The organism is Microbacterium sp. (assembly GCF_036566905.1).
Lineage (GTDB): Bacteria > Actinomycetota > Actinomycetes > Actinomycetales > Microbacteriaceae > Microbacterium.
Genome location: NZ_DATCVK010000061.1, coordinates 1 through 26,886 on the forward strand (window position 1 = coordinate 1; position 26,886 = coordinate 26,886).

The following is a 26,886-nucleotide window of genomic DNA, read 5'->3' on the forward strand; positions in this document are numbered from 1 at the left end:
ACGCCGCGGCGAACGCGCTGGGACTCGGCGCCGACGTGACGATCATCGACATCTCGCTGCAGAAGCTGCGACAGCTGGAGGCGCGCTTCCAGGGCGCGGTGCAGACGCGGGCCTCGACGCGCTACGAGATCGCCGACCAGCTGCTGGGCGCGGACCTGGTCATCGGCTCGGTGCTGATCCCGGGCGCCGCGGCCCCCAAACTCGTCACCGACGACATGGTCGCCGCCATGAAGCCCGGGTCGGTGCTCGTCGACATCGCGATCGACCAGGGCGGCTGCTTCGAAGGGTCGCGTCCGACCACGCACGACGCGCCGACGTTCGCGGTGCACGACTCGCTCTACTACTGCGTCGCGAACATGCCCGGTGCGGTTCCGAGCACCTCGACGCGCGCCCTCGGCAACGCGACGCTGCCCTACGTGGGTGCGATCGCGAACCGGGGATGGGATGCGGCCGCAGAGGCGGACCCCGCGCTCGCCCGGGGGCTGAACGTGCGCGCCGGCGTCATCGAGAACGACGGCGTGAGCGCCGCGTTCGCCGACCGCGGCTGAGCGCGCCCCAAACCAGCACCGACTGCGGGGCCGGCCGCGCCCGCCACGCCCCGTCGACGAAGCGAACACCGGTGTAGTCGAGATGGTGAAGCTCGAGTTGCTCCTTCCGTGCGAGCCGCTCGCACGCGGCGCACGAGAGCGGACCACCGAGCCGCCGCTGCCTGCGGAACCACCGGTCTCGGCGTGCGAACCACGCCGTCGAGCGGAGGAAATCCGATCTGTAGGAGTTCCGGAGTGCGGACTTTCGACGGTTCGTCACTCGTCGCTCACAGCCTCGGCGTCGATTGCATCGGCGGGCGCCGGTGCGGGATCCGTGACGACATGGGACGTGCCATCGATGACCTCCCGCTGCTCGGTCTCGATGTCGCGTTTGCCCGTCTTGATAGCGCGAGCATCACGACGCTCATCCCAGCCGGACAAATCGAGGAGCACGCCGCGGCGCTGGCGTGGTTGATCTGCCCTCCCGAAGGTGGAGGCGATGTCTGGGCCATCCACATCCACCGGCTGGGGCAGCTCACGCGCCGGAACACTACGCGGTGTAGAGGTCGCCAACGAAATGGGCCTGTCATCCTTCGTGGTCGCACACCGCAATGATGGCGAAGGTCCCACAGTGGTTACCGGTCGTTCGACGCTGGCAACGCTTGAGGCGGATGACGTGCGTGAAGCGGTGAGGCATGCGCTCCAGCGCGGCGCGCGTCGCGTAGTGCTGTTCGGCTGGTCGATGGGGGCCGCGATCTCACTACAGCTCGCAGCAGATGCCGAATCAACAGGGTGGTCGACGCGCTCGTGCTCGACTGGTCAGCGACAATCGGGGTCAACCGTGCCCGCGCGGGCTTGCCATCTTGGTTCGGGAGTCTCACAGCCCCATGGCTGAGTAGTCGCCTCCTTGTGGCCTGACGGGTGTGAACGCCCGTGTCCCGCTCAATCGCTTTAACTGGGTCGACGGCGCCGCAGGACTATCGACTCCGACGATGATCCTCCACGGAATGCTGGACACGTCTGCCACGTCCGAAGTGTTTCGCCGACTCGCGGAGCTCAGGCCGGACATCGTCCGGCTCGACGCGTTCCAGGCGGGTCACACGATGAAACTGGAACGCGAACCCGAAGAGGTGACAATCCGTCGATCTCGAATGGCTGGAAGGCCGCATCGCACCCCGCGACTGACACCAATGGCTTCCCGGCGGTCTCAAGCGGCGCACCCGCTCGCTCTATCCGGCCGATGCGTGAGTATGGCCCCGCAGGAGCCGTCGATCCCCGACAGTCACTGCGACGTTCGTTGTCACATCGGTCCATCGGCCGCTCTCCGCCCCGGGCCGCGCTGCCCCCGTCGCGCCCGGATACGTCGTCCCGGATTTGAACGAGGCGCTGCTCGCCGATCAGGAGCGCAACCCGCAGATCTCGGCCCGTATCCCCGCGCACCGGTAGGGCACACCCGACGAAATTGCGGCCGCTCTCGCGTTCCTGGTGTCTCCGGACTCCGGATACATGCACGGGACGGTGGTCGGCGTGGACGGAGGTTGGCTCGGCAGATGGGACCGTTCGCCGCCGTTGCCCCGCCAATGCGCGTCACGCGCCCAGCGGCTTGGGCTGAAGGCCGCGATCTGTGGATCGCAGCAATAAAGGGCGGGTTCCCTGCAGAGATATCCGTCACCCCTGGCTTCACCCGCACGTATGATCTTGGGTCAAGGCCAGGTCGCTCTCCTCGCTTAGAGTAGGCGACGGTGCCATCCATTTTGGAACCGATCAGTGATGATAGGTCAATGTCGGAGGGAACGTCCATGGGCGCTAGGCAGATCCCGACTACGTCGACGCTGGTGGCGTTCGAGGCTGCGGCACGACACGGGGGTTTTTCGCTTGCTGCTCAGGAGTTAGTCGTCACGGAAGGTGCGATCAGTCGGCAGGTTGCGCGTTTGGAAGCGTTCCTGCGAGTGTCGCTGTTTGTTCGGGGCGGGAATCGTGTGGCGCTGACGGAGCATGGGAAGCGGTACGCCGAGGACGTGGGGCGGCTGCTCGCATCGCTGGAGCAGTCGACGCTTCAGGTAATGACAACGCCGTCGCAGCAACGCGTCCTGGAACTGGCGGCGGTCGGCACGTTCGCGACCCGATGGCTCATCCCGCGACTTCCGGCCTTCGCTCGGCGGCATTCGGATGTCGTGGTGAACATCAGCGTGCGAAACGATCCGTTCGTGCTGAGCGGAAGCGGTTTTGATGCGGCGATCGCCTTCGCGCACCCGGCCTGGGCGGGCGCCGAGTGGCGACACCTGTTCCGGAGTTCCCTGATCCCGGTGTGCTTGCCTGACATCGCGCCTTCACGCGATAGGGCAGATGTCGAGGTGCTCGCGGGGCTGCCGTTGCTGCACAAGACGACGACCCCGGAGAGCTGGCGCGACTACTCGCGCGAGTCCGGGATAGAGCTTCGGGATGCCACGGCGGGGAGTCGTTTCGAGCAGTTCTCGATGCTGATCGAGGCGGCACTTGCCGGTCTCGGTGTTGCGCTCGTGCCGTACCTGTACGTGGCAGAAGACCTCCGCGCCGCGGCGCTCGTTGCTGTCGGGCCTCCTGGGCAACAAGTAGGCAAGGACTTCATCCTGGTCCTCAACTCGCGGAGCCCTCGCGCCGACCTGCTAAACGAGTTCGCTGATTGGCTGGTCGATGAGGCAAAGTCGGACACGGACCCTCCCACATCCGAGGCGCGACCTCAGCTCTTGGCCGCGATCGAGTAGCTGCCATTCCGTCGCACAACCCGTGCGAATCCTCGTTCGTTGAGGTGCGCGCCGGCGACAAGCAGATGCTCCGAGCTGACCATCTTGAACACCCGCGTGCGTGCCTCGGCAGCGCTGATCGGGTCGTTGTCCAACGTGACTGACGCATCGGGTCGTTTCACCTGGATCGATGGGAAGTGGACGGTGTCGCCCCAGAACAGCAGACCGGTGCCGGCAGAGCCGATGAGGTACCCGGTGTGTCCTTCCGTGTGCCCGCGCAGCGGCACGGTCGAGATGCCGGGCAAGGCATCGCCTCCGGTGATCCTGCGAAGCCGGTCGGCGTATGCCCCGAGCGCGGCGCGGGCGATCTGGAAGTTCCCGCGGGCACGTTCATTCGCGCGAGCAAGGTTGGCATCGTCCTGCCAGAAGCCGACCTCGCGCTCGTGTACGACAACCTCAGCGTTGGGGAAGAGCGCCCGCCCCGTCGCATCGACGAGGCCGCCGATGTGGTCGGGATGGGCATGCGTGAGGAGGATCGTGTCGACGTCCGAAGGTTGTATTCCTACCAGTGGCAGGCTCGCCTTCAAATTTCCGCCCCACTGCCTGACTCCACCCGCCCCGGAGTCCACGAGCGCGACGTGGCCATTCCCGCGCACCAGGAAGCTGTTGATGTGCATAGGCGAGTGATCGTCCAGGCCACTTCGCTGCTGTATCCCAGATGCCTCGTCGCGCTCGATATTCAGCAACAGGCCCAGGCTTGCCGTGAGGTATCCGTCACTTATGGCGGTGACCGTATAGTCGCCGACCTTCTGACCCGGGAATGAATGGTCTGGCATTCTTGCCTTCTCTGAACGTGCTAGTTGCGGGCTTGGATGTGTTGCTTCGAGAAACTGAAGCAGCGGATACGGGCAGTCAGACCCGTGTGGTCCGCGATCGCATCATCGAGCTGCTTCATGAAACGGTGCATGACTGCTGGCGCGTGGAATGATTCCTCGCGGAGCAGGATTTCTGCGAAGACTGGGTGTCCTCTGCCTCGGAGGACTGGGAGGTAGACGATGTGCACGTTCTCGAGCGCGGCGCGCAGCGTACCTCTGCAGAGCTCGGTGCATTGTTCGGTAAGCCCGTCCAGCGCCTGGGTTGACGGCATGTCCTCCGACGAAATGTAGATCGTGAGGTTCGGCATGTCGGGCTATCTTCCGCGCGCGGGCCCCGACATGGGGGCCGTTTGGAGCTGAGGAGTCATCGGCACATAGACGTGAACACCCTTCGGAAGCGCCGAAAGACGGGGAACATCCGTGCTAGCAGCGCTCGATAGCCAGCGTCGCTCTGGGTTCCTCTCCAATGCAACAGCATGAATGGCACGAGGTGCGAGCCCTAACTGGACGAGTCCTTCGGGACCGGTCGAGCTCAGGACCAGGACCTCGCCGGCCGTAACGTCAGGCGCCCGGTCGATACCGTGATAGAGGTTGCGGTGCCAGTCGGTGATGTCAGGCTGCCAGCGAGCGAAGTTTCCGCCGCCCTTCTCCCGGTACTCGTCGCCCTTCAGTACCTCACCGCCATCGACGGTGTGGACGGCCAGGTAGACGGGGCAACCGGTGCTGATCGCCTTGAAGCGCTGCGACGTATGGAAGCCAGGGACAGAGATCAGGGCAGGCAGCTTGAGATCGCTGTAGAACTCGTTCCATTCGTCCTCACGGGCCGGTTCCGCGAAGCTGCACTCGACGGTATAGATCATCATCTAACTCCTCCTCCATGTGACGTACAGTCACATCGTAGGTGGGAGCTGTGCCTATGGTGAGCGGTCCAATCGGACAGAGCTGCACTCTACGTTTACCAAAGATCATTCTTCAGACGCTGACCAGCCGTCTCTCGTCGCTGGTCCCACACTGACTCGACGTCGGATACCTACCATCGATGCCTGCAGGCAGGTTGCCGCTGTCAAGTTCGAGGCAATCCTGACCACTTGGGCCGCATCGGCGGCCAACGAGACGCGCGACGATGACCCTCTAGAAGTCCGGTTCACTTCACGGCGATGAGGATTGATGGTAGCTTTGACGCGTTAATGCGCAAAGCATCAAATGCCGATCTACTCAAGGGAGAATGGTGCGGCCTGAAGCCATAGGCGGATACGCGGTCGATGATTTCGCTTTCGATCTGCGTCGCAGCGTCGCGCCGGCGAACCATCTCTGGGTGGGGAGCGGCTACGCAACGGTCGCTCCGCGCGACCGGACGGTGATGGGGGTCAGGGGACTCCACTCTCCTCCGTTCACCGCTCCGGATCTCGAGCTCGAAATCGAGATCGAGGCGGACGGCCACCGCATCCTTGATCAGGGCTCGCTGGGCAAGGGCGATGTCGGGGTGCTCCTCTCGGGCAGCACGTGGTTCCCCGATCGGATCGAACGAACGGGCACCTATCACCACATCCACGACGAGGAGCTCCTGTCGTTGACGGTGACGACTCGGCTCGCGCCGCTCACCGGACACCACGGCTTCGTGCTCGCGGTGGTCGTGACCAACAGGTCTGGGCGGGCGATGTCGATCACGATGTCGGCATCGGCGACTCCTGGAGCGCCCGGTCGCGTCGATCTGTCGGAATGGGACTACGGATGGCCCCGGTACGTGGGTGCTCCCGCCACCGAGCTGGGCTCGGGCGGCGCCTGGGAAAACGAGCACGCACGTGTCACGCTCCTCGCGCCAACGGGCGGGCACGCCGCGCTTGAAGCCGGGGGGGAGATCGTCCGTCACTTCGGGGTCGTGCTGACGCCATCCGGCTCTGCCACAGCGATGAAGCACCGCGACCTGCCGGGTGAGATCCTGCGCACGGCGCGGGGCTGGGAGCATCGCGTCTCGGATGCGACGAGGCGCCTTCCGGTGCTCTCTAGCGATGTGCCAGGGCTGGAGGAGTACTATCGGCGCTCGTTGGTCAGCGGTCTCATCTGCCTCTGGGAGAACGCGGAATTCGCGGTCCAGCCGTTTCCGACTGTCTCCGGTATCGAGGGGGCAGGGGTCTGCTGCTATCCATGGGACATCGGCGGCTACGCCGCACGCACAGTGGCGCTCATGCTCGGCGCGGACGTCACCATGGATCTCCTCAGGGTGATGGTCGAGTCCGGTATCGAGCAACACTCCCGGTTCTCGCCGAACGGCACTGGCAATGATGTTCCGTACGCCTACAGTGTGTGGTCCTTCGTCAACTTGGCCTGGGCTGCGGGGGCGGTCCACCGGCCGCACTCGAATCTGCTAGCGGCATCCGCCTCTCTTCTCGACGCTGAGAGCCGCCGCGTCTCGGATTGGCAGGGTCTGATCGACTACGGGCCGCAGCACGAACTGCTGGAGATGCGCGGCGCAGGCTACGAGCACGTGGTCGCGAGCCCGAACGCCGAGCGCGCGTGGGTTATGGATCGGCTGGCCGAACTCGCGACCCTCCTGGACGAGACCGACCGGTATCCGGTTGATTCTTGGCGCCGGGAGGCGCAGCTGATCCGCGAGCGCATCAAGACCTTGCTGTGGGATGAGGACGCCGGCTGGTTCAAAGCCGTCTATCCCAACGGACACGAAGAGATCATCTTCTCCATCCAGTACTTCGACGCCCTGCGATTCGGCGCTTGCACACCGGCGATGACGGAGGCCCTCGTCTCCCACGTGCGAGACGGCGCGTTCCTCGGCGAGTACGGCGTGAGCAGTGTCTCGGCCGAAGATGTCGCGCACTATGAACTCAACGATCCCGACTGGTCGGGTTCCGGCGCCTACACCGGCGACGGGCCGATGCTGGCGCTCACGCTGTGGGAGCAGGGGCGCGCGGAGTCGGCGTGGGACGTGCTCCGCCGGCACCTGTGGATGGGGCATCTGCTCCCGTACTTCCCGCAGGAGCACTACGCCGACCGGCCGGTGATCCCCGAGCACAAGCGAGCGAATGTCATCGCTGGGCTGAGTGGGGTTGAAGCGATCCTCTTCGGAATGCTCGGAATCGACGCACGTCCGGATGGGTCACTGGTGATTGCTCCCCACCCAGCCCCCGGAGAGGTTCTCATCAGAGGGCTGGAAATACGGGGACACGTGATCGATGTGCGGCTACGACCGGACTCGCTCGTGATCTGGCTCGATGGCGACATCTGTCACGACGGTGAGATCCGCGCGGTCACCGTGCTGGCCCCCTGACGACGCGACGTCGCCGAAGTTCGGAAACCTCGTGCGACCACGACCACGACCACGACCACGACTACGACTACGACTACGACTACGACTACGACAGACGATCTCAACGATGAGGAGTTTCCATGAAACGCGCCACCCACACGATCGCTTCGCGGCTGGCGGCGGCAGTCGCCGTCACGGCCCTGCTCCTGGCCGGTGCCCAGCCGGCGTCGGCAGCGAGCGGGAGCTGGACGGAGGGGAAGGGCTCGTTCGGCACAGAGAACTACCTCCCCGCGTTCCGAGCGCCGAGTGGACTGTCGATAGACGGCGACCTGTCGGAGTGGGGAGACACGGCGTCGATCGCCGTCCCGCAGCGAGACGATCAGGTGCAGCTCCCGGGCTGGTCCGGGGCATCCGACCTGTCCGTCGTCGCCCACACGGCCTATGACGACGACACCCTCTACCTGTCGTTCGAGATCACCGACGACGTGCACTCCACCCAGACTGGGAGCTCCATGTGGCGGGGGGACTCGATCCAGCTCGCCTTCTCGCCCGGCGGCGCGTACGGGCCGGAGTACACCGTCGCGGTGATCGATGGCACCGCCGAGGTGATTCGCGGAGCGGCCGGCTCCGCCACTGCCGACGCCGATCTCGTGACGGCCGTCGGCAGTACCGTGGGAACTACGACGACGCTCGAGATCGCGATGCCGTGGGCGACGGTCGCCGCCGCGATCCCATCCGACGGTGCGGTTCCCTTCACCTTCCTCGTGAACGACAACGACGGCAGCGGGCGGCGCGGCTGGGTCGAGTGGACCGCGGGTATCGGCAAGGCGAAGACACCGGCACTCCACGGCGAGATCGAACTCCTGCCGGAGTCGAGGGACTGGAGCGGATGGCTGACCGGGCCGACCGAGGCGACGACTGGCTCGGCGGAGACCTACAGTCTGTCGACCTTCAATGCCGGAAGCGTCGACCAGGAGCTTGTCGTGCACTCCGACGCGCTCGGAATCGACGAGTCGATTGTCGTCCCCGCGGGATCCATCGTCACGTCAGAGGCGCCGGTCACCTTCGGCACACCGGGCAGCGCGGTTGTCGACGTCACGTGGAGTTCGTCCGGTGGAGGCGTGCGGCGCGACACTGTCACCGTGCAGGTGGCCGACTCGGCCGCCGATATCACCGATGCCCTCCAGAGCGTCGAGAGTCGTCTCCCTTCGATCGAATCCCTCCTCGAGCAGGCCGAGACGCAGCAGATCGCGACCGACTACGCCCGGGTACAGTACTCGGTTCTGAAACGCTTCGTGCAGTATGGCCGCGACGACCTGGAGAACGGCCGGGTAGCGCGGGCGTCGTATGTGGCGACCGAGTTGACCTCGATGGCCGATCAGGTGACATCCGATCTCGAGTCGTACCTGGCGGGCGAGGCCGAACCGCTGGCCGTACCGCGCTACTCGACGGGTAGCCTGACCGTCGACGGCCGGTCGATCATCGGCGATACCGTCACCCGGAGCACAGGCGAGGAGGCGACCGGACCGGTATTCCTCACCGGCTACGGGCATTTCGACCAGGTGCGGAAGGACGTGCCGGGCTTCCAGGATCTCGGTGCGAACATCATCCAGATCGAGATCGGTCCGAAAGACGTCGTCGTCCCGGCATCGGCCGCGGTCGAGCAATTCAACGTGAACCGGTCGGGAAACGTCGACGCGACCGTCGAACAGGTCACCGGCACGGCGCACGGCGGGACGACCTCATTGAAGATCGACAACCGCTCCGCCTACGCATCCAATGTCTTCGTCAACGTCGTACAGAACATCGCCGTGCAGCCGAACACGACCTACACCTTCGACGCTTGGGTGAAGGGGACCGAGGTCAAGAACGCATGGTTCCCAGGCGGTACTGGCTGGACTCAGCGGATTCGATTCCCGAACGGCACCTACGACTGGACGAAGGTCACCGCCACCTACACGACCGGCGCCAGCGAGACGACCTTTCCGCTGACCATCTTCTCCGAGAACACCGGCACCACGTGGATCGACGACGTCTCTGTCACCGCCGCCGGCAGCACGACGAACCTCGTGAAGAACGGCGACTTCGAGGTGGCCTCGGCGCCGGGCAGCAACCCGGAGTGGCGCCTTTCCAGCAGCAAGCTGCAGTCGAGCGTGGTGGACGTGCTGAACAACGCCGCCGCGTCCGACGTGGCGGTCAACCTGTTGCTGTCGCCGCACTACTTCCCTGCCTGGGCTCTGGCAAAATGGCCCGATCTCGCGACGACCAACACCGGCTCGATCAAGTACTCGATCGATGCGCCGATCGCCCGGCAGATCGTCGAGGACTACGTGCGCACCGTCGTGCGTGCGGTGAAGGATTCGCCGGCTCTGCAGAGCATCACTCTCACGAACGAACCGGTCTATCAAGCCAACCAGGACCCGGATGCGGTGCCCGATTGGCACGCGTATCTTGCGGCGCAATATGCGAACGTCGCCACGCTCAACAGCGCCTACGGCACCGGCTACGCAGCTTTCGACGAGGTGCCGATGCCCACCGCCGTGCGCGGCGACGTGCCGTCGTACGACTACGTGCTCTTCAACAACGATCGATTCGCCGCGTGGCACGAATGGCTCGCCGACATCGTGGACGAGGAGGCCCCGGGGTTGCTTGTCCACGCCAAGATGATGGCCGACGCCATCGGAAGCCTGTCCTGGGGCGTCGATGTCGAGCGGATGTCGCGGCTGAGCGACCTCATCGGCGACGACAACTGGAATTACATCGACGAGGGGGCGAAGGGGTTCTACGAGGAACTCGCGTTCTACGACCTGCAGCAGTCGTTCGGATCGGGACCGGTGTTCAACTCCGAACAGCACGTCATCGCCGATGGCGACCAGTACTACGGCCCGGAGCAAGCGGATCACGTCCGCTCGGTGCTCTGGCAGTCGGCGGTGCACGGACGGTCGGCGTCGACGATGTGGATCTGGGAGCGCACCTATGACGCGAACTCCTCCCGAGAGGGCAGTATCCTCCATCGGCCCGATGTCGTCGAGGCGATCGGGGAGACGAATCTGGATCTGAACCGACTGGCGAACGAGGTCACCGCATTCCAGGAGGCCGCGCCTCGCGTGGCGATCCTCTCCTCGCTGTCGTCGTCGCTGCTGTCGAGCGAATCTGTGGGCGTCTCACAGCGCGCGTACGAGGCCATCTCCACGGCCGGAGTCGAGGTGGGCTTCATCTCCGAGGCCCAAGTGCAGCAGGGAGGTCTCGACGGCTACGACCTCGTCGTGGTGCCCGCATCCGGCCGTGTCGCCGCGACGACGCTGAGTGGGCTCAACAGCTACACGGCTGCCGGCGGCGAGGCAGTCGTCATCGGCACGCACGCCCTTGAGAAGTCTCCGCTCGGAACCGTGCTCTCGCCGGTCGAGCGTCAGGCGGTCATCGACCGTTCCACCTACATCCCCGCCGCGGCGACGGTGGCGGCGGACTTGCGTACGGCCATCGCTCCGATCCTCGATCAACTGATGCCGGACCGGGTCGTGATGACGGATTCGGTGGGTGATCCGCTCGAGAGCGTCGAATGGCGCAGCGTACAGGTCGACGGCAAGACGTTCGTGAACGTGGTGAACTACGGGGCAGATCCGGTTCAGGTACGGATGTCGCAGGGCGGCAGCCCCCTCGAACCGGCGCGTGAAATGATCTCCGACCAGGACGGCCCTGGTCTCGTCTCGGAACTCATCCCCCTCACGCCGTATCTCTTCGAAGTGCAGCCTGTCACGCCGCCAGGCGCCCCGGAAGCGGTCGGCGTCGTGACCGGGAACGGTGTCGCCAAAGTCAGCTGGACGGCACCAGGCGACGACGGCGGCGCGCCGGTCACAGGGTACGCGGTGACGGAAAAGTCCTCGAGCTCCGGTTGCCTCACCACCACGGAGACCTCGTGCCGGATCACCGGGCTGGTCGCGGGAAGGAGCTACACCTTCTCGGTCGTGGCCGTGAGTGAAGGGGGAACGTCGCAGCCGACCACGGCGCAGCCCGTGACACCGTCGCCGCCTCCCGGCACGACGGGGAACATCTCCTTGTCGGTATCGGCCGCGATTCAATGCCAGGTCTCCGGCCCCGCCGTGGCCGTGCACGTTTTGAACAAGGAGGGTTTCGCCGTGCGCGTCCTCGTGCACGGCGGGGACTCTGACATCGATGTGGGCGACGTCGGCGCCGGGCAGACGGTCTACCAGGTGATCGGCGCGCTCGATGTGGAAGCCGGCACCGCGCAGATCACCGGATCCGGCAACGGCAACTCCACCACGTACGACGTCGGCTGGGCCGCGCGCTCGTGCGCGTAAGGACAAGCGTTTGTTTTGTCGACTGTCTACGCCTCTGGTTCCCGCTTCATATGCGCGTAGGCCTGGCGATGTACATCCAAAGGTGTTCGGAGCGCCCTGATGGTTTGCTAAAGTCATTCACATTAGAACAAGCGCTTGTCCTCGATGGAGATATACATGCACGATGATCGTCGAACTGTCGAAGGCAGGCTCACCCGATTCGTCCGAACCTGGCTGGAACCCGCAACGTATCGAGCCTTCCAGCCGCTCGAAATCACTCGCTGGGTGGCGCCCGGGGAACCTGTCCCGTTCGCTACGGCGACGGCGCAGGAGTTTTCGCCCGTGGAGCAGGGCGCGTTCTGGGGCGCGGCGTGGGGCACCACGTGGTTCCGAGTGCAGGGCAGCGTGCCCGTCGATTGGGCGGCGGACGACGACGTCGCGGTGGAGCTCCTGCTCGATCTCGGTTTCACCGCCGACCGGCCAGGATTTCAGTGCGAGGGACTCGTCTATCACCCCGACGGCACGATACTGAAAGGCCTGAATCCGCTCAGCGCCTACGTGCCGTGGGACCCGGCGCGGCGAGGGGCCGGCATCGACATCTTCATCGAAGGCGCGTCGAATCCGGATGTCGCAGGAAGCTACGACTTCCACCCGACGGACCTCGGATTGAAGGACACAGCCGGCGACGTGGAGCTCTATTCGCTGGGCCGGATGGGTGTCGCGCTTCGCGACGTAACCATCTGGGAGCTGCGTCAGGACATCGGAGTGCTCGCCGGGCTGATGGAGCAGCTCCCTCTGGACTCACCGCGGCGGCACCGCATTCTGCGGGGCATCGAGCGCATGCTCGACACCCTCGATCCAGATGCGGTCTCCAGCACCGCAGGCGAGGCCAGGGCTATCCTCGCTCCGTTGCTCGCGGATCGCGCCGTAGCGTCCAGCCACAGGGTGACGGCGACCGGGCACGCTCACATTGACTCCGCCTGGCTGTGGCCAGCGCGGGAGACCGAGCGTAAGTGCGCTCGGACGTTCTCGAATGCGATCGCCCTGCTCGACGAGAATCCGGACTTCGTCTTCGCCGCATCGTCGGCGCAGCAGTATGCCTGGGTGAAGCGCTCCCAGCCGGAACTGTTCGAGCGCATCAAAGAGCGGGTGACCTCCGGTCGATTCGTTCCGGTGGGCGGAATGTGGGTCGAATCCGACACCATGATGCCGAGCGGCGAGTCCCTTGTGCGGCAGTTCGTGTTCGGCAAGCGGTTCTTCCTGCAGGAATTCGGCGTGGAGACCGAAGAGGTGTGGCTGCCCGATTCCTTCGGCTACTCGGCCGCACTGCCGCAGATCGCAAAAGCGGCAGGCAACAGGTGGCTGCTCACCCAAAAGCTGTCGTGGAATCGCACGAACCCGATGCCTCATCACACCTTCCAGTGGGAGGGCATCGATGGCAGCCGCATCTTCACCCACTTCCCGCCGGTCGACACCTACATCTCAGAGCTGTCTCCGGCCGAACTTCTGCATGCCGAGCGCAATTTCCGTGAGTCGGGTGTGGCGGACAGGTCGCTCGTGCCTTTCGGCTGGGGTGACGGCGGGGGTGGCCCGACCCGCGAGATCCTCGCCGCGGGGGAGCGGGCCCGTGATCTCGACGGCCTGCCTCGCGTGAGTTTCGGATCGCCCCGCGAGTTCTTCGAGGCGGCAGAGGCGGACTATCCCGACGCGCCATCCTGGCACGGCGAGATGTACTTGGAACTGCACCGGGGCATCTTCACCTCGCAGCTGCGCGCCAAACAGGGCAACCGGCGGAGCGAAGGACTGCTCCGCGAGGCCGAGCTCTGGGCGGCTACCGCTGCGGTGCGCGTCAACGCCGACTATCCGGCCGACGCCCTTCGTGATGCCTGGGAGCAGGTTCTTCTTCTCCAATTCCACGACATCCTTCCCGGAAGCTCGATTGCGTGGGTCTACAGCGACGCCGCGGAGTCGTATGCGCGCGTCAGGGAAAGTCTCGAAGGGATCATCCGGGACAGCCTGCGTGCGCTTGCGGGCGAAGGGAGCACTCCGCTCGTCGCGAATGCGTCCCCGAGCGCAGTCGGCGATGTCGCGGCGCTCAGCGTCGCCGAGCGGCCGGAGGTACTGGCGCCCGTCGGCCTCGTCGAGGATGGCGCCGGTGGGATCACGATGGATAACGGGCTGATCAAGGCTAGACTTGACCCGGACGGAAGTCTCACGTCGCTGATCGGAGACGGGGGTGGCCGCAATGCGATAACCCCAGGCGGCTCCGGAAACCGCCTCGTGCTACATCGCGACACGCCCAACGAGTGGGACGCCTGGGACATCGACGAGCACTACCGGCGAAACGCGGAAGTTCTCCGGCCGGCGCCCGGGTCGGTGTCGTGGGGCGTGAGGGAGGATGGCGTCGCCTTCGTCGGAACTCGAATCGCCTTCGGCGGGTCGACCATCGTGCAGACTCACGAGCTGGCTCCAGGCGCGGTCCGCTTGGATATCGTCTACGACATCGAGTGGCGTGAGCGCCAGAAGCTCCTGAAGCTCTACATGGATCTGGACGTGCACGCCGAGAGGTTCGCCGCGGAATCGCAGTTTGGCCATGTCTATCGGCCAACGTTCGTGAACACCTCGTGGGAGGCGGCGCGCTTCGAGGTTTGCGCGCATCGCTGGGTTCATGTGCAGGAGCCCGGCTACGGAGTGGCCGTGGTCAATGACTCGACCTACGGCCACAGCGTCGTGACGGAGGAGCGGGCAGGAGGGGGCCGCGCCACGGTCATCGGCCTGTCGCTCGTGCGTGCACCGCTGTTCCCGGACCCCGAAGCGGATCAGGGACGGCACCGGTTGCGCGTCGCCATCGTGCCAGATGCCACCATCGACGACGCGGTGGATCAGGCCTACGAGGTGACTTTGCCTCCTCGGCCGCTGCTCGGCGATCACGGGGTCGAGCCGCTGATCGACGTCGGGCGAGGCGCGGTGATCGACGCCGTGAAGCTGGCGGAGGACGGCTCGGGTGATGTCGTGGTGCGCATCCACGAGCATCGTGGCAGCCGGGCGACAGTGGAACTCCGCCCGCGCTTCGCGTCGACGCCTGCAGTGGCTGTCGACCTCCTCGAACGGCCGCTCTCCGAAGGGGAGTGCATGATCGAGGACGGCCGCATCGAATTGCGGCCGTTCCAGCTCGTCACGCTCCGGTTTCGGCGGACCGGGGCAGACCACGCCACGCGCCCCTCGCTTTAGAGGAGCATCTCCAGCAGGTCGTAAGCACGGCGTGCCTGAGCGTCGGAATTCGGCGTGGTCGTGAGCCCTACAACAAGCGTCGGCGCAACCATCTGCAGGCCCTGCGGAAGGGCTCCGCCGGTCATCGCGCGCACCAGGGTCGTCGCCGCGCGTGCTCCGAGTTCTGAGCGGTTCGGGTCGATAGTGCTGAGCACCTTCGATTCCTCGCTCGGACGCTCGCGCACGAAGTGGTCGTGGCCCAGCACCGCGACGTCAGCGGGAATGCGCAAACCTGCTTCCCGCAGTCGCGCGAAGGCGCCGAGAGCGATGAGGTCGTTGCCACAGAATATCGCGTCGAACGGAGTGTCCTGGTCGATGAGCTGACCCACGGCCGTCGCTCCCCAGCGGGCGCTCCAGTCGCCCAGTAGCGGCCTCCCGGCGAGGGCCCGTCCGGCGGCCTCCAGTACGCTCATGAGTCCTGCGGCGCGATTCTGTGCGCCCGTGTCCTCGGCCGCCGTGATATGGGCGACGTGCCGCGAGCCGAGACCGAGCAGATGCTCGCCAGCCATCCGCCCGACGGCAAAGTCGTCGGGCACGAACGATGTGTCCAGCGCGCTGCTAGAGACGCCGAAGGCATACACGACGGGAACCTGGAAGCGGTCACTGATCGAAGTGTAGGGTGCGGCCGAACCCCGTCCGATGACGAGCACGCCGTCCACTCTCCGCGCCTGGAGTTTGCGGATCAGCTCGGCGCGTCGTCCGGGGCTCTCCTGAGCGTCGTACACGAGTGTGGCGAGGTCGGATGCCGCAAATACGCTCTCCGCCCCGCGCAGAACGAGTGCGCTGAAGATGTCGCTGACGTCCTCGACCAGTACGCCGATCACCTTGCTCTCGCCGCGGGCCAGTGACTGCGCGAGCGCGTTGGGCCGGAAATCAAGTCGTTCGGCTGCTTCGACGATGCGTGTGCGCGTCTCGTCCGACACCTTGCCGCCCCCGCGGAGCACCCGGGAGACAGTGGATTCGTCGACGCCCGCTATCGCGGCCACGTCCTTCAGCGTCACCGCCTTTGCTGACAACGTTCTCTCCCATCGTGTGGATGTGCGAAGAGAGAGTATCAAACGCTAGACCCGTCGATGCGGGAGTCCTAGAGCATGCGCTTGCCCAACCATAGAAGCATCCGCATCACAGATGGATAACAACCCAGACGTCATAGATATAGGCCATTTGACATTGCAGGGCTCGACCCTTCAGTATCGTGAGAGCAAGCGCATGTCCAACACTGAGACGCGCACGAGTCTACGAGGAAGTACGACATGACCCACCAGAAGTTGGGCCGGGGCGCGGCGATCGCTGCAATTGGCCTGAGTACCGTGTTCGTCGCGGCGGGATGCTCCGCTAGTACGCCCAGTGACGATGTCGCACCGTCCGTGAACCCGACGGCCGCCGTGACGATTACCGTCGGCAACATGCCGACAGCAGACCAGGCAGAGAACCTGAAAGCGTTCAAAGACCAGGTCGCCGCGTTCGAGGAGCTCCACCCGAACATCACCGTCGAGGGCGACGAGACGCGTTTCGACGTGTCGACGTTCAACTCGCTGCTCGTCGGCGACACTCTCCCCACCACTATGATCGTGCCGCGCACGAACATCCAGCAGCTCGTCCAGAATGAGCAGGTCAAGGACATCACGCCCTTCATCCAGGACGACGAGCTGCTCTCGCAGCAGAACCCGGTCCTCACCGAGGCGACGACGGGCACGGATGGCGACGTCTACGGCGTGACGACCAGCGCCTACACGATGGGCCTGGTCTACAACCGGGCCATCTATGAGGCGGCGGGCCTCGACCCCGACAACCCGCCCACGACGTGGGAAGAGGTGCGGCAAAACGCCGTCACAATCGCTCAGGCGACTGGCGACACCGGATTCATCATCCCCACGAGCAACAACGGTGGTGGATGGGTGACGACGGCGATCAGCAACGCCTTCGGCGGCACAGTGGAGACCGTCGACGGCGACGACGTGACGGTGACGGCCGACAACGATGGCACGCAGAGCGCATTGGGCTTCCTGAACGACATCCGCTGGACCGACAACGCTGCGGGCTCGACGTTCCTCCTCAAGTACGGCGACGTGCTCCAGGCGATGGGCGCCGGCACTATCGGGCAGACGGTCGTCGGTGCCGACCAGTACTACAACCTGGTCGTCGTCACCGGAATGGACCCCGATGACGTGGGTATCGCTCCGATGCCCCAGTCCGACGACGGACTCGGCGCACTCGGTGGTGGAAACATCAACATCGTGAACCCGAACGCGACAGCAGATGAGACGGCCGCCGCTCTCGAGTGGATCAAGTTCTACTACCTGAACCGCTACATCGACGAGGACTCCGCAGTTGCCTTCGCGAAGGCGAATGCCGCGGACGACCTTCCGGTCGGCGTTCCCGAGGTTCCCCTGTTCGACGATAAGACCTACGACCAGTACCTGTCCTGGATCGATCCCTACATCAACGTGCCGCGCGACCACTTCACGGCGTATCTCGACAGCCTCGGCAAGCTTCCCATCGTCAACGAGCCCCAGATAGGCGCGCAGTCGATCTACGGAGCACTCGACGCAGTGGTCCAGCAGGTCCTCACGGAAGAGGGCACCGACATTGATGCCGCACTGAAGACCGCGTCGTCGAACGCTCAGGCGACGATCGACGCCAGCTGAGAACGACGAACTAGACCGCTGCGCCTGCTGCGGCCGCCATGACGACTCTGTCGGGGCGGCCGCAACAGCGTGGCTCCGATGAGCGAGGGTGCGGCAGGACACGACATATGGCCATCGAGCAAGTTAGCGCTGAGAGCAGTTCCGGAAGCAGGGTCGGCCGCTGGTGGCGCAACGGAGGGTTGACGACGCTGCTGTTCGCTCTTCCCACCATCGTCATATTCGGATACTTCAGCTGGTGGCCGATCGTCAGCAGCCTGGCGCTGAGCCTGCAGAAGACCAACCTCATCACGCCCGGGACGTTCGTCGGGCTTCAGAACTTCGAGCGTGTTCTGGCCGATCCTCTTCTGTCAACGGCGGTCGGGAACACCATCGCGTTCACGCTCATATCGGTGCTCATTGGCTTTCCCGTGCCGCTGCTGCTCGCCGTCTTCATAAATGAGCTCCGCACACTGCGGGGCCTCGGGAGCGCGCTGGCGTACCTGCCAGTCATCGTTCCGCCGGTGGTGGCGGTGCTGCTCTGGAAGATCATGTACGACCCCTCTCCCCATGGTCTGCTGAACACGATTCTGGGGTGGGTCGGGCTCGGGCCCCTTCCGTGGCTGCAGAGCGCGACTCTGGCATTGCCAAGCATCGTCATCCAGGCGACCTGGGCTGGCTTTGGGACGACGACGATCATCTATCTCGCGGCGCTCCGCTCGGTTCCCGGTGAACTCTACGAGGCCGCCGAATGCGACGGAGCCGGCGCCGGGCGTCGCTTCTGGCACATCACCCTGCCCCAACTGCGCGGGATCATGCTCCTCATGCTGCTTCTGCAGATCATCGGAGTGTTTCAAATCTTCACGGAGCCGTTCGTCATGACGGGCGGGGGCCCCAACAACAGCACCCTCACCGTGCTGATGCTGATCTATAACTACGCGTTCGTCATCGGCGACTACGGAAAGGCCACCGCATTGAGCGTGCTCCTCGCGATGGGCCTGTCCGTCGTGTCGGTCGTCTACCTCTGGGCGACGCGGAAGTGGAGCCGGTAATGGCGCGTCGACAGGCCGAAGCAGTGAACGAGCGAGGAGTGCTCTCGGATCTCGATCGCGGTCGCTGGCGCGTGCGTCTTCCTTTCGGCTTCGTGACGATCGTCGTTGTCGGGGGTCTCTTCTTCGCGGCCGTGGGCCCGCTGCTGTGGCTGGCGAAGTCGGCGGTATCGACGAGTCAGGACATCCTCGCGCACCCTCTGGAATGGTGGCCGAGTGGAATTCAGTTGGAGAACCTGGCCACCGCCTGGAACGACCTGCAGGTCGGCCAGTACCTGCTCAACACCGTGTGGGTGGCCGCCGGAGCGTGGTTCTTCGGTCTCCTGGTAGCGCTCACCGGTGGGTACGTCATCTCCATCCTGAGACCGAAGTACGCAAAGCTGCTGAGTGGGGCGGTGCTTGCGACCCTTTTCATCCCCGCAGTGATCTCGTTGATCTCGCTCTACGTGACGATCCTCGACGTGCCGCTCATCCGGGTGAACCTCCTGAACACCTACTGGGCGGTGTGGCTCCCCGCGGCCGCCCATGCATTCAACGTGCTCGTCGTCACCAGATTCTTCGACACGCTTCCCCGCGACATTTTCGAAGCGGCCCGCATCGACGGTGCAGGACAGTTCACGATCTTCTGGAGGATCGTTCTGCCGATGTCGCGCCCTGTGATCGGGGTCGTCTCCCTCCTCACGATCATCGCCTCCTGGAAGGACTTCCTCTGGCCGCTGCTGGTCTTGCGCAATCCGGCCCTGCAACCGCTGTCGGTGGGTCTCTACAAGCTCGAACAGAGCGCCGACACCGCACTTCTGCTGGCGGCCATGTTCATCTCAGTGATCATTCCCGTGGTGCTCTTCCTGCTCTTCAAGAAGCAGTTCCTGGAAGGGGCGGGGCAGGCCGGTGCGATCAAGGGTTAGCCGCGGCCCGGGTGGCTACGAGAACGGACGGCGAGGTAGGCATCAGCATGATCGTGGCTCTCGATCACAGCAGGAACGACGATCTGCGCAGGGATCGATTTCGGCGCCCGGGCGCGTGTCAGCGCCGCGGTGACGGCGTGAACGCCAATCGCCGCGGCGTCGACGCGGGCCGAGAAGCGCGCCAGTGGAAGAACGTCGTACGGCCCCATCGAATCCATCGACGCGAGATCGACGTCGTCGGGAACGCCAATGCCGAGTTCGGCGAGGTCGGCGGCGGCCTGCGCGGCTACGTACGCGTTCGAGCACAAGAATGCGGTGACCGGGTCGGTCCGCTCCAGGAAGCCCTTGAGGATGCGTATCCGCTCGGGCTTCGGGAGTGTGAAGTAGGGCCGGAGGACGAACAGGTCGGGATGCTGCCCTCGACCGTAATCGGCGAGCGCGTCGCGATGACCCGCCTGCCGATCGCGAACGCTCGTGCAGTCGACCTCCTGCCAAAGGCAGGCGATGTTCTCGTGCCCCGCCGACAACAGCAGCGTGGTGAGACTCCGGCCGATGCCGAAGTTGTCGGCAACGACCGCGTCGGTGGGAATCGTCGGGAAGAAGCGGTCGACCACCACGAGCGGCGCGTCGCCATGGCGCAGGAGAGTGCGCGCCAAGGTCTCGTCCGGCGGCCCGTCCACGGGGTAGAGGATAATGCCGGCGGCACCGCTCTCGGCGGCCTCGGCGAGGACCTGCGCCTGCTCGGCCGCGGTCTGCCCCGCGCGCGCCAGTTCGAGCGTCATAGAGCGGGCGGTGGCCGCCGACCGGATGCCGTCGAGCAGGGCGGCATGGAAGGTGCCCTGAGCGTGGCCGACGTAGATGACGGTCTGCCGTGTCGTGCCGGCCGGTCTCCGCGCATCCTCCGGCGTGCGCACGAAACTGCCGAGGCCCCGGCGGCGTTCGAGGTAGCCCTCGGCGGCCATCGTGGTGAGCACCCGGATCGCCGTTGTGCTGCTGACCTTGTATTTTTCGCGAAGGCTGCGCTGGGTCACGAACGGCTCATTGGGCGTGAACTCCCCGCGCTGGATCTGCGCGAGCAAGTCGGTCCTGATGCGCTCGTAGAGCGGCGACTCCGACAATGTCCTGTTCCTCGTGGTCCGGGTGAGATCTCAGCGTACCCACTCGACGTGTCGCCGGTCCGGACATCCCTCATCGAAACCAAGGAGTGCTCATGGCACGCTTCGACCTGCCCGTGCACGAGCTCGAGCAATACCGGCCGGCAGTCCGGGCGCCGCGAGACTTCGACGAGTTCTGGAAGGAGAGTCTCGTCGAGGCTCGCCGTTACGACACAGAGATGAAGTGCGAGCGCATCGCATCTCCGCTCGAGACGGTCGACGTCTTCGACGTACGTTTCCCCGGATTCGACGGAGAGCCGATCGCCGGCTGGCTCCTGGTACCCACCACCGCGTCCGGACCGCGGCCGGCAATGGTGGAATACCTCGGCTACGGCGCCGGGCGCGGACTTGCGCATGAGCGGCTTCTCTGGGCATCCACTGGCTTCGTGTATCTGGTGATGGACACCCGCGGGCAGGGGGCGGAGTCAGGCACGGGCGGAGTCACCCCCGATCCGCATGGCTCCGACCCAGCGCACCCGGGCTTCGTGACACGCGGGTTACGGAACCCGCACGAGCATTACTACCGCCGATTGATCGTCGACGCCGTTCGGGCCGTGGATGCGGTCACAGCTCTCGATGCTGTCGACGCCGAACGCGTGCACGTCACCGGTGTCAGTCAGGGCGGGGGGCTGGCGCTCGCGACGGCGGGTCTGCACCCGGGACTCGCGGGAGTGCTCGCCGACGTGCCGTTCCTCTGCCACTTCGAGAGAGCAGTCGGCTTCACCGATCGAGGTCCCTACGCCGAAGTCGCCAAGTATCTCGCGGTTCACCGAGGTGTCGAAGACGATGTCTTCGACACCTTGTCGTACGTCGACGCAGTGAACTTCGCCGAAAGGATCTCGGCGCCGACCATCATCTCCGTCGGATTGCAGGACGCGATCTGCCCACCGTCGACGGTCTTCGCCGCCTACAACCGGATCGGCTCCGAGAAGCGGATCTGCATGTATCCCTTCAACGAGCACGAAGGTGGTCAGGCCTACCAATGGCGCGAGCAGATGGCGTTCCTCCGTGGCCGGAACGAAAGGGCGTCGTGGTGATGCCTGCGGCGGAGTCGGATGCCACAGGGACGGATGCGGCGGGAGCGGGCGGGCGGTCAGACTCGAGCGGCTCCGAGTCGCCTTCGCGGAACCGCGGCGACATCATTGCAACTGTCGAGCAACGATGCGGTGAGCTGGCTGCTCGACGGCGCGCGGTCACCGTTCCCGCGGTCCGCATCCCATCGACACCGGCACTCGCATTGCCTTCGTCGTGTGGGTCCTCCGCAATGAACATGAATGCGCGCGGAGCGTCCGCTTTCACCAACTCTTGCCCGCGTCGGTCCGGGCGCACGAAAGGAAAGACACAGTGACGGCACTGACGAGATACGGACTGATCGGCACGGGTTGGCGCGCTCAGATGTATGTGAACGCGCTGATCGGAGACCACGCGAGTGAGGCGGAGCTGGTTGCCTGGGCCGATGCCAACGAGGGTCGCCTCGACTGGTATCAGCGTCACGTCGAGGCCGCGGGATTCCCCGCGCCGGCACGCTTCGATCCCGAACGGATCGCCGACGCGATCTCCACCCATGGCATCGAGCGCATGATCCTCACGACTCCCGATTCAACCCACGCCGACCTCGTCGCGGCCACGCTCGATGCCGGCGCGGACGCGGTGGTGGAAAAGCCCCTCACCGTCGACGAGACCGGGGTGAAGAAGATCGCCGAAGCGGTGGAGCGGACCGGGCGATCGGTGATCGTCACATTCAACTACCGCTATTCCCCGCGTAACAGCGCGCTTCGGCAGGTCATCGCCTCGGGTGCGATCGGTGAGGTCACATCAGTGCACTTCGAGTGGGTGCTCGACACCGTGCACGGCGCCGATTACTTCCGCCGGTGGCATAGGGAGAAGCAGAATTCCGGCGGCCTACTGATCCACAAGGCATCGCATCACTTCGATCTAGTGAACTGGTGGATCGACGACATCCCGACGCGGGTGTTCGCGAGCGGCGGGCTTCGCTTCTACGGAGCCGAGAAGGCGCGCCAGCGCGGGCTGGCGCCGAGGCCGCAACGAGGGTCGATCGATTCGCCGCTGCGCGATGCGTTCAGCTTCGACCTTCGCGAAGATCCGATGCAGCGGGCACTGTACTTCGAACAGGAACACTTCGACGGATACATTCGGGACCGGGATCCGTTCGGCGAGGGAATCACGATCGAAGACAATCTCTCCCTCGTCGTCGATTACGGACGTGGCGCGACGATGTCCTACTCCCTCAATGCGCACTCTCCGTGGGAGGGATATCGCGTCGCCGTGAACGGAACCGCGGGGCGGGCGGAACTCGAGGTCGTCGAGCGCGGCGCGATCCTCATGAACGACAGCGCACAGCCTGTCGTCGATCCGAGCGCCCGCCCCGAAGAAGTCGGTGTGGAGAGCGGCCGCCCCGTCGCGGAAACCCTCACGGTGCAGCGCCATTTCGGTGCCGCGCGGGTGGTGCCGATCGACGGCGGAACGGGCGCCCACGGCGGCGGCGACGAGCAGCTCCTGCGCGATGTGTTCGGCAGGGCGGCCGAGGATCCTCTGCGCCGCTCGGCCTCCTGGCTCGACGGGGTGCGCTCGGTCGTTGTCGGACTGGCGGGCAATCGATCCCTCATCACCGGTCAGGCCGTGAATACGGCCGACCTCGATCTGGGCCATGCAGGCGCCGCACTGCGCAGACGCCCCGCATGAGCAGGGGCGGCAGATCGCCCGTTTGATGGATGGGCATCCGCGCGGTGAGCGGCCGGCATCGTCGGCGGCGCAGTGGCGCGGGACAACGCTGGGCCGCCGTCGTGGCGGCCCAGCGTTTGACTGGGAACTGGATCTGGGATGTCGCGGGGGTGACGGCGAACTCGAATCGTCACGGCACCATGAAGGTCACCTCGTTGGAGAGAGTGTCACCGGCGCTGTTGCTCATCACTGCCTGAGCGCGATGCTCGCCGGCTGGCAAGGCGGGCAGTGCTGTCGCCACGCTCTGGGCCGCAGGAGTCGATGGCGTCAGCTCGCGTTGGTCGACGACCGTCCCGTCGACGATGAGGCGGAAGGAGGACGCGTTGGTGCCCCACCATACGTCGGTGTATGCGATGAGGGTGCCGGCGGTGGCTTCCACGCGGAGCGCGGGCTTGGCCGGCTTCGCATCCGTCACGCGCACGGTCGTGGAACTTGTCGCTGTGATCCCGGCGGTGTTGCGCAATTCGCCGGTGTAGACGTAAGCCCCGTTCGCTCTTCCCTCCAGAGGAACGGACAGCCTCTGTGCTTGAGCGCCGTCGGGAGTCAAGGGCACGGTCTCGATCAGGACGCCGTTCTCGAAGAGCCGGAATTCGCGTGCGTTCTGGCCCCACCAGAGATCCATGCGCACCTCGTACCGCCCGTCATGAAGCCCGTAGGCCCAGCCGCTCGTGTTCGACAGAACTCCGCGCGCGGGGGCTGCGGGGTCGATCGGCTCGTCGTAGACGACGGTGACATCGTGATCGATACGGCGACCGCCGAGCGATGTCGCCGTCACTCGGATAGCCTGCCCGTCGGCGACCGAGACCTCGATGCCGTTTCCCGCTTCGACGGCGGTCCCGTCGACCGTCATCACTGTGCCGCTGTGCTTCGCGGTCGGCGTTAGCTCGACTTCGGTGGTGGCACCGGGCACGTGGAGGGCGTAGTCCTCCACCTCGGGCGAGAACACGGGGGACAGGGTTCCGATGTTCGTGCCGATCCCCGAGAGTTCCGCGCGTTCACGCGGCTCTTCGGCCGAGGTCGACGTTGACGCGTTGCCGTCGCCGTCCACCGTGACGACCTCATACGTGTCGCCGATCTGGCCGCCCACGTCGAAGAAGTACTTGCCTTTGCTGACCTTCGTCAGCGGTTCGCCGTTCTTCGAGATCGCGTAGTGCGACAGCCAGCGATCGTCGGTACCCGCTTCCCACGTCACCTCGACACCTGATTGCCCCAGGCGAGTGGCCGGGGACTTGGCTGCGGAGGCCGCGGCAGTCGGCTTGGTGGTGTCGGTACCGCCGCCCGGGCGGTCTTCGAGATTGAAGTAGACAACCTCGCCTTCGACGTACGAGTCGATGGTGATGCCGTCCGCCATCCACTCGGCCCCGGTCTTGGTGGCGCGCGCGACGGACGATTCCTGTCCGGCCACCCCGTACGCGCGATCCGCATCCAGGCCCTTGGGGAACAGCGTCACCGACGAGCCGAGCGTGAACGCGTCCTTCGGGAAGGTGATGTACCCGCGCTCGCCATCCCCGCTCATCTTCTGCAGGATGCCCACTGTCGAGCCGCTGTCTGCGGTCGGTCGATATACCTGTACCCACCGCCCCATGACGCCCTTGCTGTTGAGGTAGCGGTAAAGCTCCGCATCGACGCGGAGCGGTTCGAGCGCCTCGTCCGCGGCAGTGGTGTCACCGGCGATCGTGAAGTGGAAGCTCAGCAGGTGCCGGTTGCTCTTGGAGTAGTCGCCGATGTTGCCACGACCGTACGACGCGATGAGCTTCTCGGTGGGGTACAGCATCGACGTCCAGTAGCCGTCTTCCCGGCCAGGCGTGCCGTCGCGCTGGAGGGCGAGATCCGAGAGCGCTACAGTGCGCAGGCTCATCAATCCGCCGCCATCACTACAGAGCTGCAGGCTTGCCTGCGGGTTGTTCTCGACGAAGTTCTCGAGGATGCGCCGGGTGGCGTCGGCCTTCAGCATGTTCCCGGAGTCGGCGCCGAAGTCTGTCTTGAGCATGAACGGCCCGTACTGCGCCTGGCGCTCCTGGATCATCTGGTCGATGTGCTCGACGACGCCGGGAAGGGTCGTGTTCAGTCCGGCTTTGCGGTCAGCCGGATTGAGCATCCATTCCGGATGCTGCTGCGCGACCTGCGACGTACCCTCTGCGCCCCATGGGACCAGCCAGTAGCCGACGTGCTGATCGTGCAGGGCCGCGAAGTCCCGGTATTCCTCGAGCGGTTCGCCGTCTTTCGCGTGCCAGTCGCCCATGGCGTTCTGCCAGCCGTCGTCCATCCACACCATGTCGCCGCCGATGTAGGACAGCTGGCGGATCTTGTCGGCGATGATGTCGGGGCTGCTGCCGTACCCGCCGTACCGGATCAACGGGAAGAACTCGTCGTTGGTGTGCTCCCAGAGATAGCGATAGGTGAAGTCGAGCACCGTGTTGCCCATGTCGTCGAGGTCGCCGGAGTAGAACGCGGTGCGTCCGACCGGGCCGGTGATGGTGGTACCCGCGGCGAGGGGAGTGGCGATGGTCGCCCGAGGCTCGACGAGTATCTTGCCGAAGGAGTCTCCGACGTTCATCACCCAGTTGCCGGTGTAGTCCCACGTCGCCACGATGCCCTCGGCGTCCACCCGATCGCGAAGGGTCACGAATTGCTGATGGACGTTGCCGCCGCGTCCACCCGGATTCTGCAGCCCGCTCGCCATCGGGATCGGGCCCTTGAGCGTCTGGTACTGCGCAGTCGAAGACTTGTCGCCATTCATGGCATACATGTCCACGTCCGCCGCGTCATCACCGAGGACCCGCATCGAGATCGCAGAGTAGTCCGTGATGGACTTGTCGGCCGGTCCGGTGTTCGTCACGTCGGTGCGCTCTTCGATGAAGGACGTCTCCGGGTACACCCAGTAGTGACGGTCCACGGTCAGGCCGGGGCGTTCCAGCCGGATCGACAGATGGATCGCGCCGTTGGACTCGGTGCGCGCGGTGTGCTCTCCAAGAGCCCAGCCGCCGCTGGAGCCGCGCACGTCGGTGCCGTCCACGCGCACGCGGAATTCTGCCGACCTGCCGCTCTGCTGGTAGTCGCGCCCGGTCTCCTTGTTGACCAGGGACGTCTGCAGCAGGTTGCCGTCGCCGAAGTCGATGACGCGACGGACGGCGTCGGTTTCGAGTGTCCAGGTCTCCGTCGCGGTGTCGAAGCTGACGGCGGCGTCGCCCGAGATCGTAGCGGCGGCCATTGCCCCGGACGCGGGAAGGACGACCCCGGCCGCGACGAGCGCGGGAGTGAGAGTGAGCGCCAGAGGCGCCCTCCACAAGCGTGTGCGTTTCATCGTTCTCCTCGTCGTTGAGTGTGCTGGTACGAATCAGCAAGAGGTGATCCCAGAACTTATACGTATGAGCGGGCCGAGTGCAAGGATCGATTTCTCTCGCATTCGCGTTTGACAGATCTGCTGACGCAGTCCATGCTGGTACGAATTAGCGAC

Annotated in this window: 17 protein-coding genes and 2 pseudogenes; 11 read left to right on the top strand and 8 right to left on the bottom strand. The window is 65.3% G+C overall.

Translation table 11 applies throughout. The features are described from left to right. Nucleotides 1–548 (top strand): annotated as a pseudogene (locus VIP82_RS05145) (alanine dehydrogenase); the annotation flags it as partial. A gap of 255 nt (nucleotides 549–803) precedes the next feature. Here VIP82_RS05145 and VIP82_RS05150 read toward each other — a convergent pair. Continuing rightward, nucleotides 804–1,049: a hypothetical protein gene (locus tag VIP82_RS05150; RefSeq protein ID WP_331906327.1), complete on the bottom strand. Its 246-nt coding sequence runs from the start codon at nucleotides 1,047–1,049 to the stop codon at nucleotides 804–806. 936 nt (nucleotides 1,050–1,985) lie between these two features. On the opposite strand from VIP82_RS05150, the pseudogene VIP82_RS05155 reads away from it, so the two are divergent. Both VIP82_RS05155 and VIP82_RS05160 read left to right on the top strand, forming a co-directional pair. Continuing rightward, nucleotides 1,986–2,168: pseudogene (locus tag VIP82_RS05155) on the top strand (hypothetical protein); the annotation flags it as partial. A 158-nt stretch (nucleotides 2,169–2,326) separates the two neighbouring features. Next, nucleotides 2,327–3,271, top strand: a complete 945-nt coding sequence (locus VIP82_RS05160; RefSeq protein WP_331906329.1) for a LysR substrate-binding domain-containing protein — start codon at nucleotides 2,327–2,329, stop codon at nucleotides 3,269–3,271. On the opposite strand, the gene VIP82_RS05165 is transcribed toward VIP82_RS05160, so the two are convergent. The 4 genes from VIP82_RS05165 to VIP82_RS05180 form a co-directional block, all read right to left on the bottom strand. Next, entirely contained in the window at nucleotides 3,247–4,086 is an 840-nt protein-coding gene (locus VIP82_RS05165) for an MBL fold metallo-hydrolase (protein ID WP_331906331.1), read from the bottom strand. The two genes, VIP82_RS05160 and VIP82_RS05165, sit on opposite strands and share 25 nt — an antisense overlap. A 20-nt stretch (nucleotides 4,087–4,106) precedes the next feature. Continuing rightward, nucleotides 4,107–4,433: a hypothetical protein gene (locus VIP82_RS05170; protein WP_331906333.1), complete on the bottom strand. Its 327-nt coding sequence runs from the start codon at nucleotides 4,431–4,433 to the stop codon at nucleotides 4,107–4,109. Nucleotides 4,434–4,439: 6 nt separating this feature from the next. Beyond that, nucleotides 4,440–4,988: a hypothetical protein gene (locus tag VIP82_RS05175; protein ID WP_331906335.1), complete on the bottom strand. Its 549-nt coding sequence runs from the start codon at nucleotides 4,986–4,988 to the stop codon at nucleotides 4,440–4,442. A gap of 281 nt (nucleotides 4,989–5,269) precedes the next feature. Next, nucleotides 5,270–5,737: a hypothetical protein gene (locus VIP82_RS05180; RefSeq protein ID WP_331906337.1), complete on the bottom strand. Its 468-nt coding sequence runs from the start codon at nucleotides 5,735–5,737 to the stop codon at nucleotides 5,270–5,272. A 6-nt stretch (nucleotides 5,738–5,743) separates the two neighbouring features. Here VIP82_RS05180 and VIP82_RS05185 point away from each other — a divergent pair, with 6 nt between their 5' ends. The 3 genes from VIP82_RS05185 to VIP82_RS05195 all read left to right on the top strand — a co-directional run bounded on the left by VIP82_RS05185 (nucleotide 5,744) and on the right by VIP82_RS05195 (nucleotide 14,916). After that, nucleotides 5,744–7,408, top strand: a complete 1,665-nt coding sequence (locus VIP82_RS05185) for an MGH1-like glycoside hydrolase domain-containing protein (protein WP_331906339.1) — start codon at nucleotides 5,744–5,746, stop codon at nucleotides 7,406–7,408. 119 nt (nucleotides 7,409–7,527) lie between these two features. Next, nucleotides 7,528–11,706, top strand: a complete 4,179-nt coding sequence (locus VIP82_RS05190; RefSeq protein ID WP_331906341.1) for a fibronectin type III domain-containing protein — start codon at nucleotides 7,528–7,530, stop codon at nucleotides 11,704–11,706. Between the two features lie 156 nt (nucleotides 11,707–11,862). After that, the gene (locus VIP82_RS05195) at nucleotides 11,863–14,916 is read left to right on the top strand and encodes an alpha-mannosidase (RefSeq protein WP_331906343.1); all 3,054 of its coding nucleotides are present in this window, start codon (nucleotides 11,863–11,865) and stop codon (nucleotides 14,914–14,916) included. Here VIP82_RS05195 and VIP82_RS05200 read toward each other — a convergent pair. Next, entirely contained in the window at nucleotides 14,913–15,956 is a 1,044-nt protein-coding gene (locus tag VIP82_RS05200; RefSeq protein ID WP_331906345.1) for a LacI family DNA-binding transcriptional regulator, read from the bottom strand. The two genes, VIP82_RS05195 and VIP82_RS05200, sit on opposite strands and share 4 nt — an antisense overlap. 405 nt (nucleotides 15,957–16,361) lie before the next feature. Here VIP82_RS05200 and VIP82_RS05205 point away from each other — a divergent pair, with 405 nt between their 5' ends. From VIP82_RS05205 to VIP82_RS05215, 3 genes are all read left to right on the top strand, one after another. Continuing rightward, nucleotides 16,362–17,603: an ABC transporter substrate-binding protein gene (locus VIP82_RS05205; protein WP_331906347.1), complete on the top strand. Its 1,242-nt coding sequence runs from the start codon at nucleotides 16,362–16,364 to the stop codon at nucleotides 17,601–17,603. Between the two features lie 107 nt (nucleotides 17,604–17,710). Beyond that, a complete protein-coding gene (locus VIP82_RS05210) occupies nucleotides 17,711–18,631 on the top strand; it encodes a carbohydrate ABC transporter permease (protein WP_331906349.1) in 921 nt (306 codons plus the stop codon). Further along, nucleotides 18,631–19,533 carry a carbohydrate ABC transporter permease gene (locus VIP82_RS05215; protein ID WP_331906351.1) on the top strand — a complete coding sequence of 301 codons (903 nt, stop codon included), beginning with the start codon at nucleotides 18,631–18,633 and terminating at the stop codon, nucleotides 19,531–19,533. The genes VIP82_RS05210 and VIP82_RS05215 overlap by 1 nt, the downstream gene beginning before the upstream one ends. On the opposite strand, the gene VIP82_RS05220 is transcribed toward VIP82_RS05215, so the two are convergent. Beyond that, a complete protein-coding gene (locus VIP82_RS05220) occupies nucleotides 19,530–20,651 on the bottom strand; it encodes a substrate-binding domain-containing protein (RefSeq protein ID WP_331906353.1) in 1,122 nt (373 codons plus the stop codon). The genes VIP82_RS05215 and VIP82_RS05220 overlap by 4 nt on opposite strands. 92 nt (nucleotides 20,652–20,743) lie before the next feature. Here VIP82_RS05220 and VIP82_RS05225 point away from each other — a divergent pair, with 92 nt between their 5' ends. Continuing rightward, nucleotides 20,744–21,724: an acetylxylan esterase gene (locus VIP82_RS05225; protein WP_331906355.1), complete on the top strand. Its 981-nt coding sequence runs from the start codon at nucleotides 20,744–20,746 to the stop codon at nucleotides 21,722–21,724. 307 nt (nucleotides 21,725–22,031) lie between these two features. After that, entirely contained in the window at nucleotides 22,032–23,390 is a 1,359-nt protein-coding gene (locus VIP82_RS05230; RefSeq protein WP_331906357.1) for a Gfo/Idh/MocA family protein, read from the top strand. 169 nt (nucleotides 23,391–23,559) lie between these two features. Here VIP82_RS05230 and VIP82_RS05235 read toward each other — a convergent pair whose 3' ends face one another. After that, the gene (locus VIP82_RS05235; RefSeq protein ID WP_331906359.1) at nucleotides 23,560–26,733 is read right to left on the bottom strand and encodes a cadherin-like beta sandwich domain-containing protein; all 3,174 of its coding nucleotides are present in this window, start codon (nucleotides 26,731–26,733) and stop codon (nucleotides 23,560–23,562) included. Nucleotides 26,734–26,886: the final 153 nt, after the last annotated feature.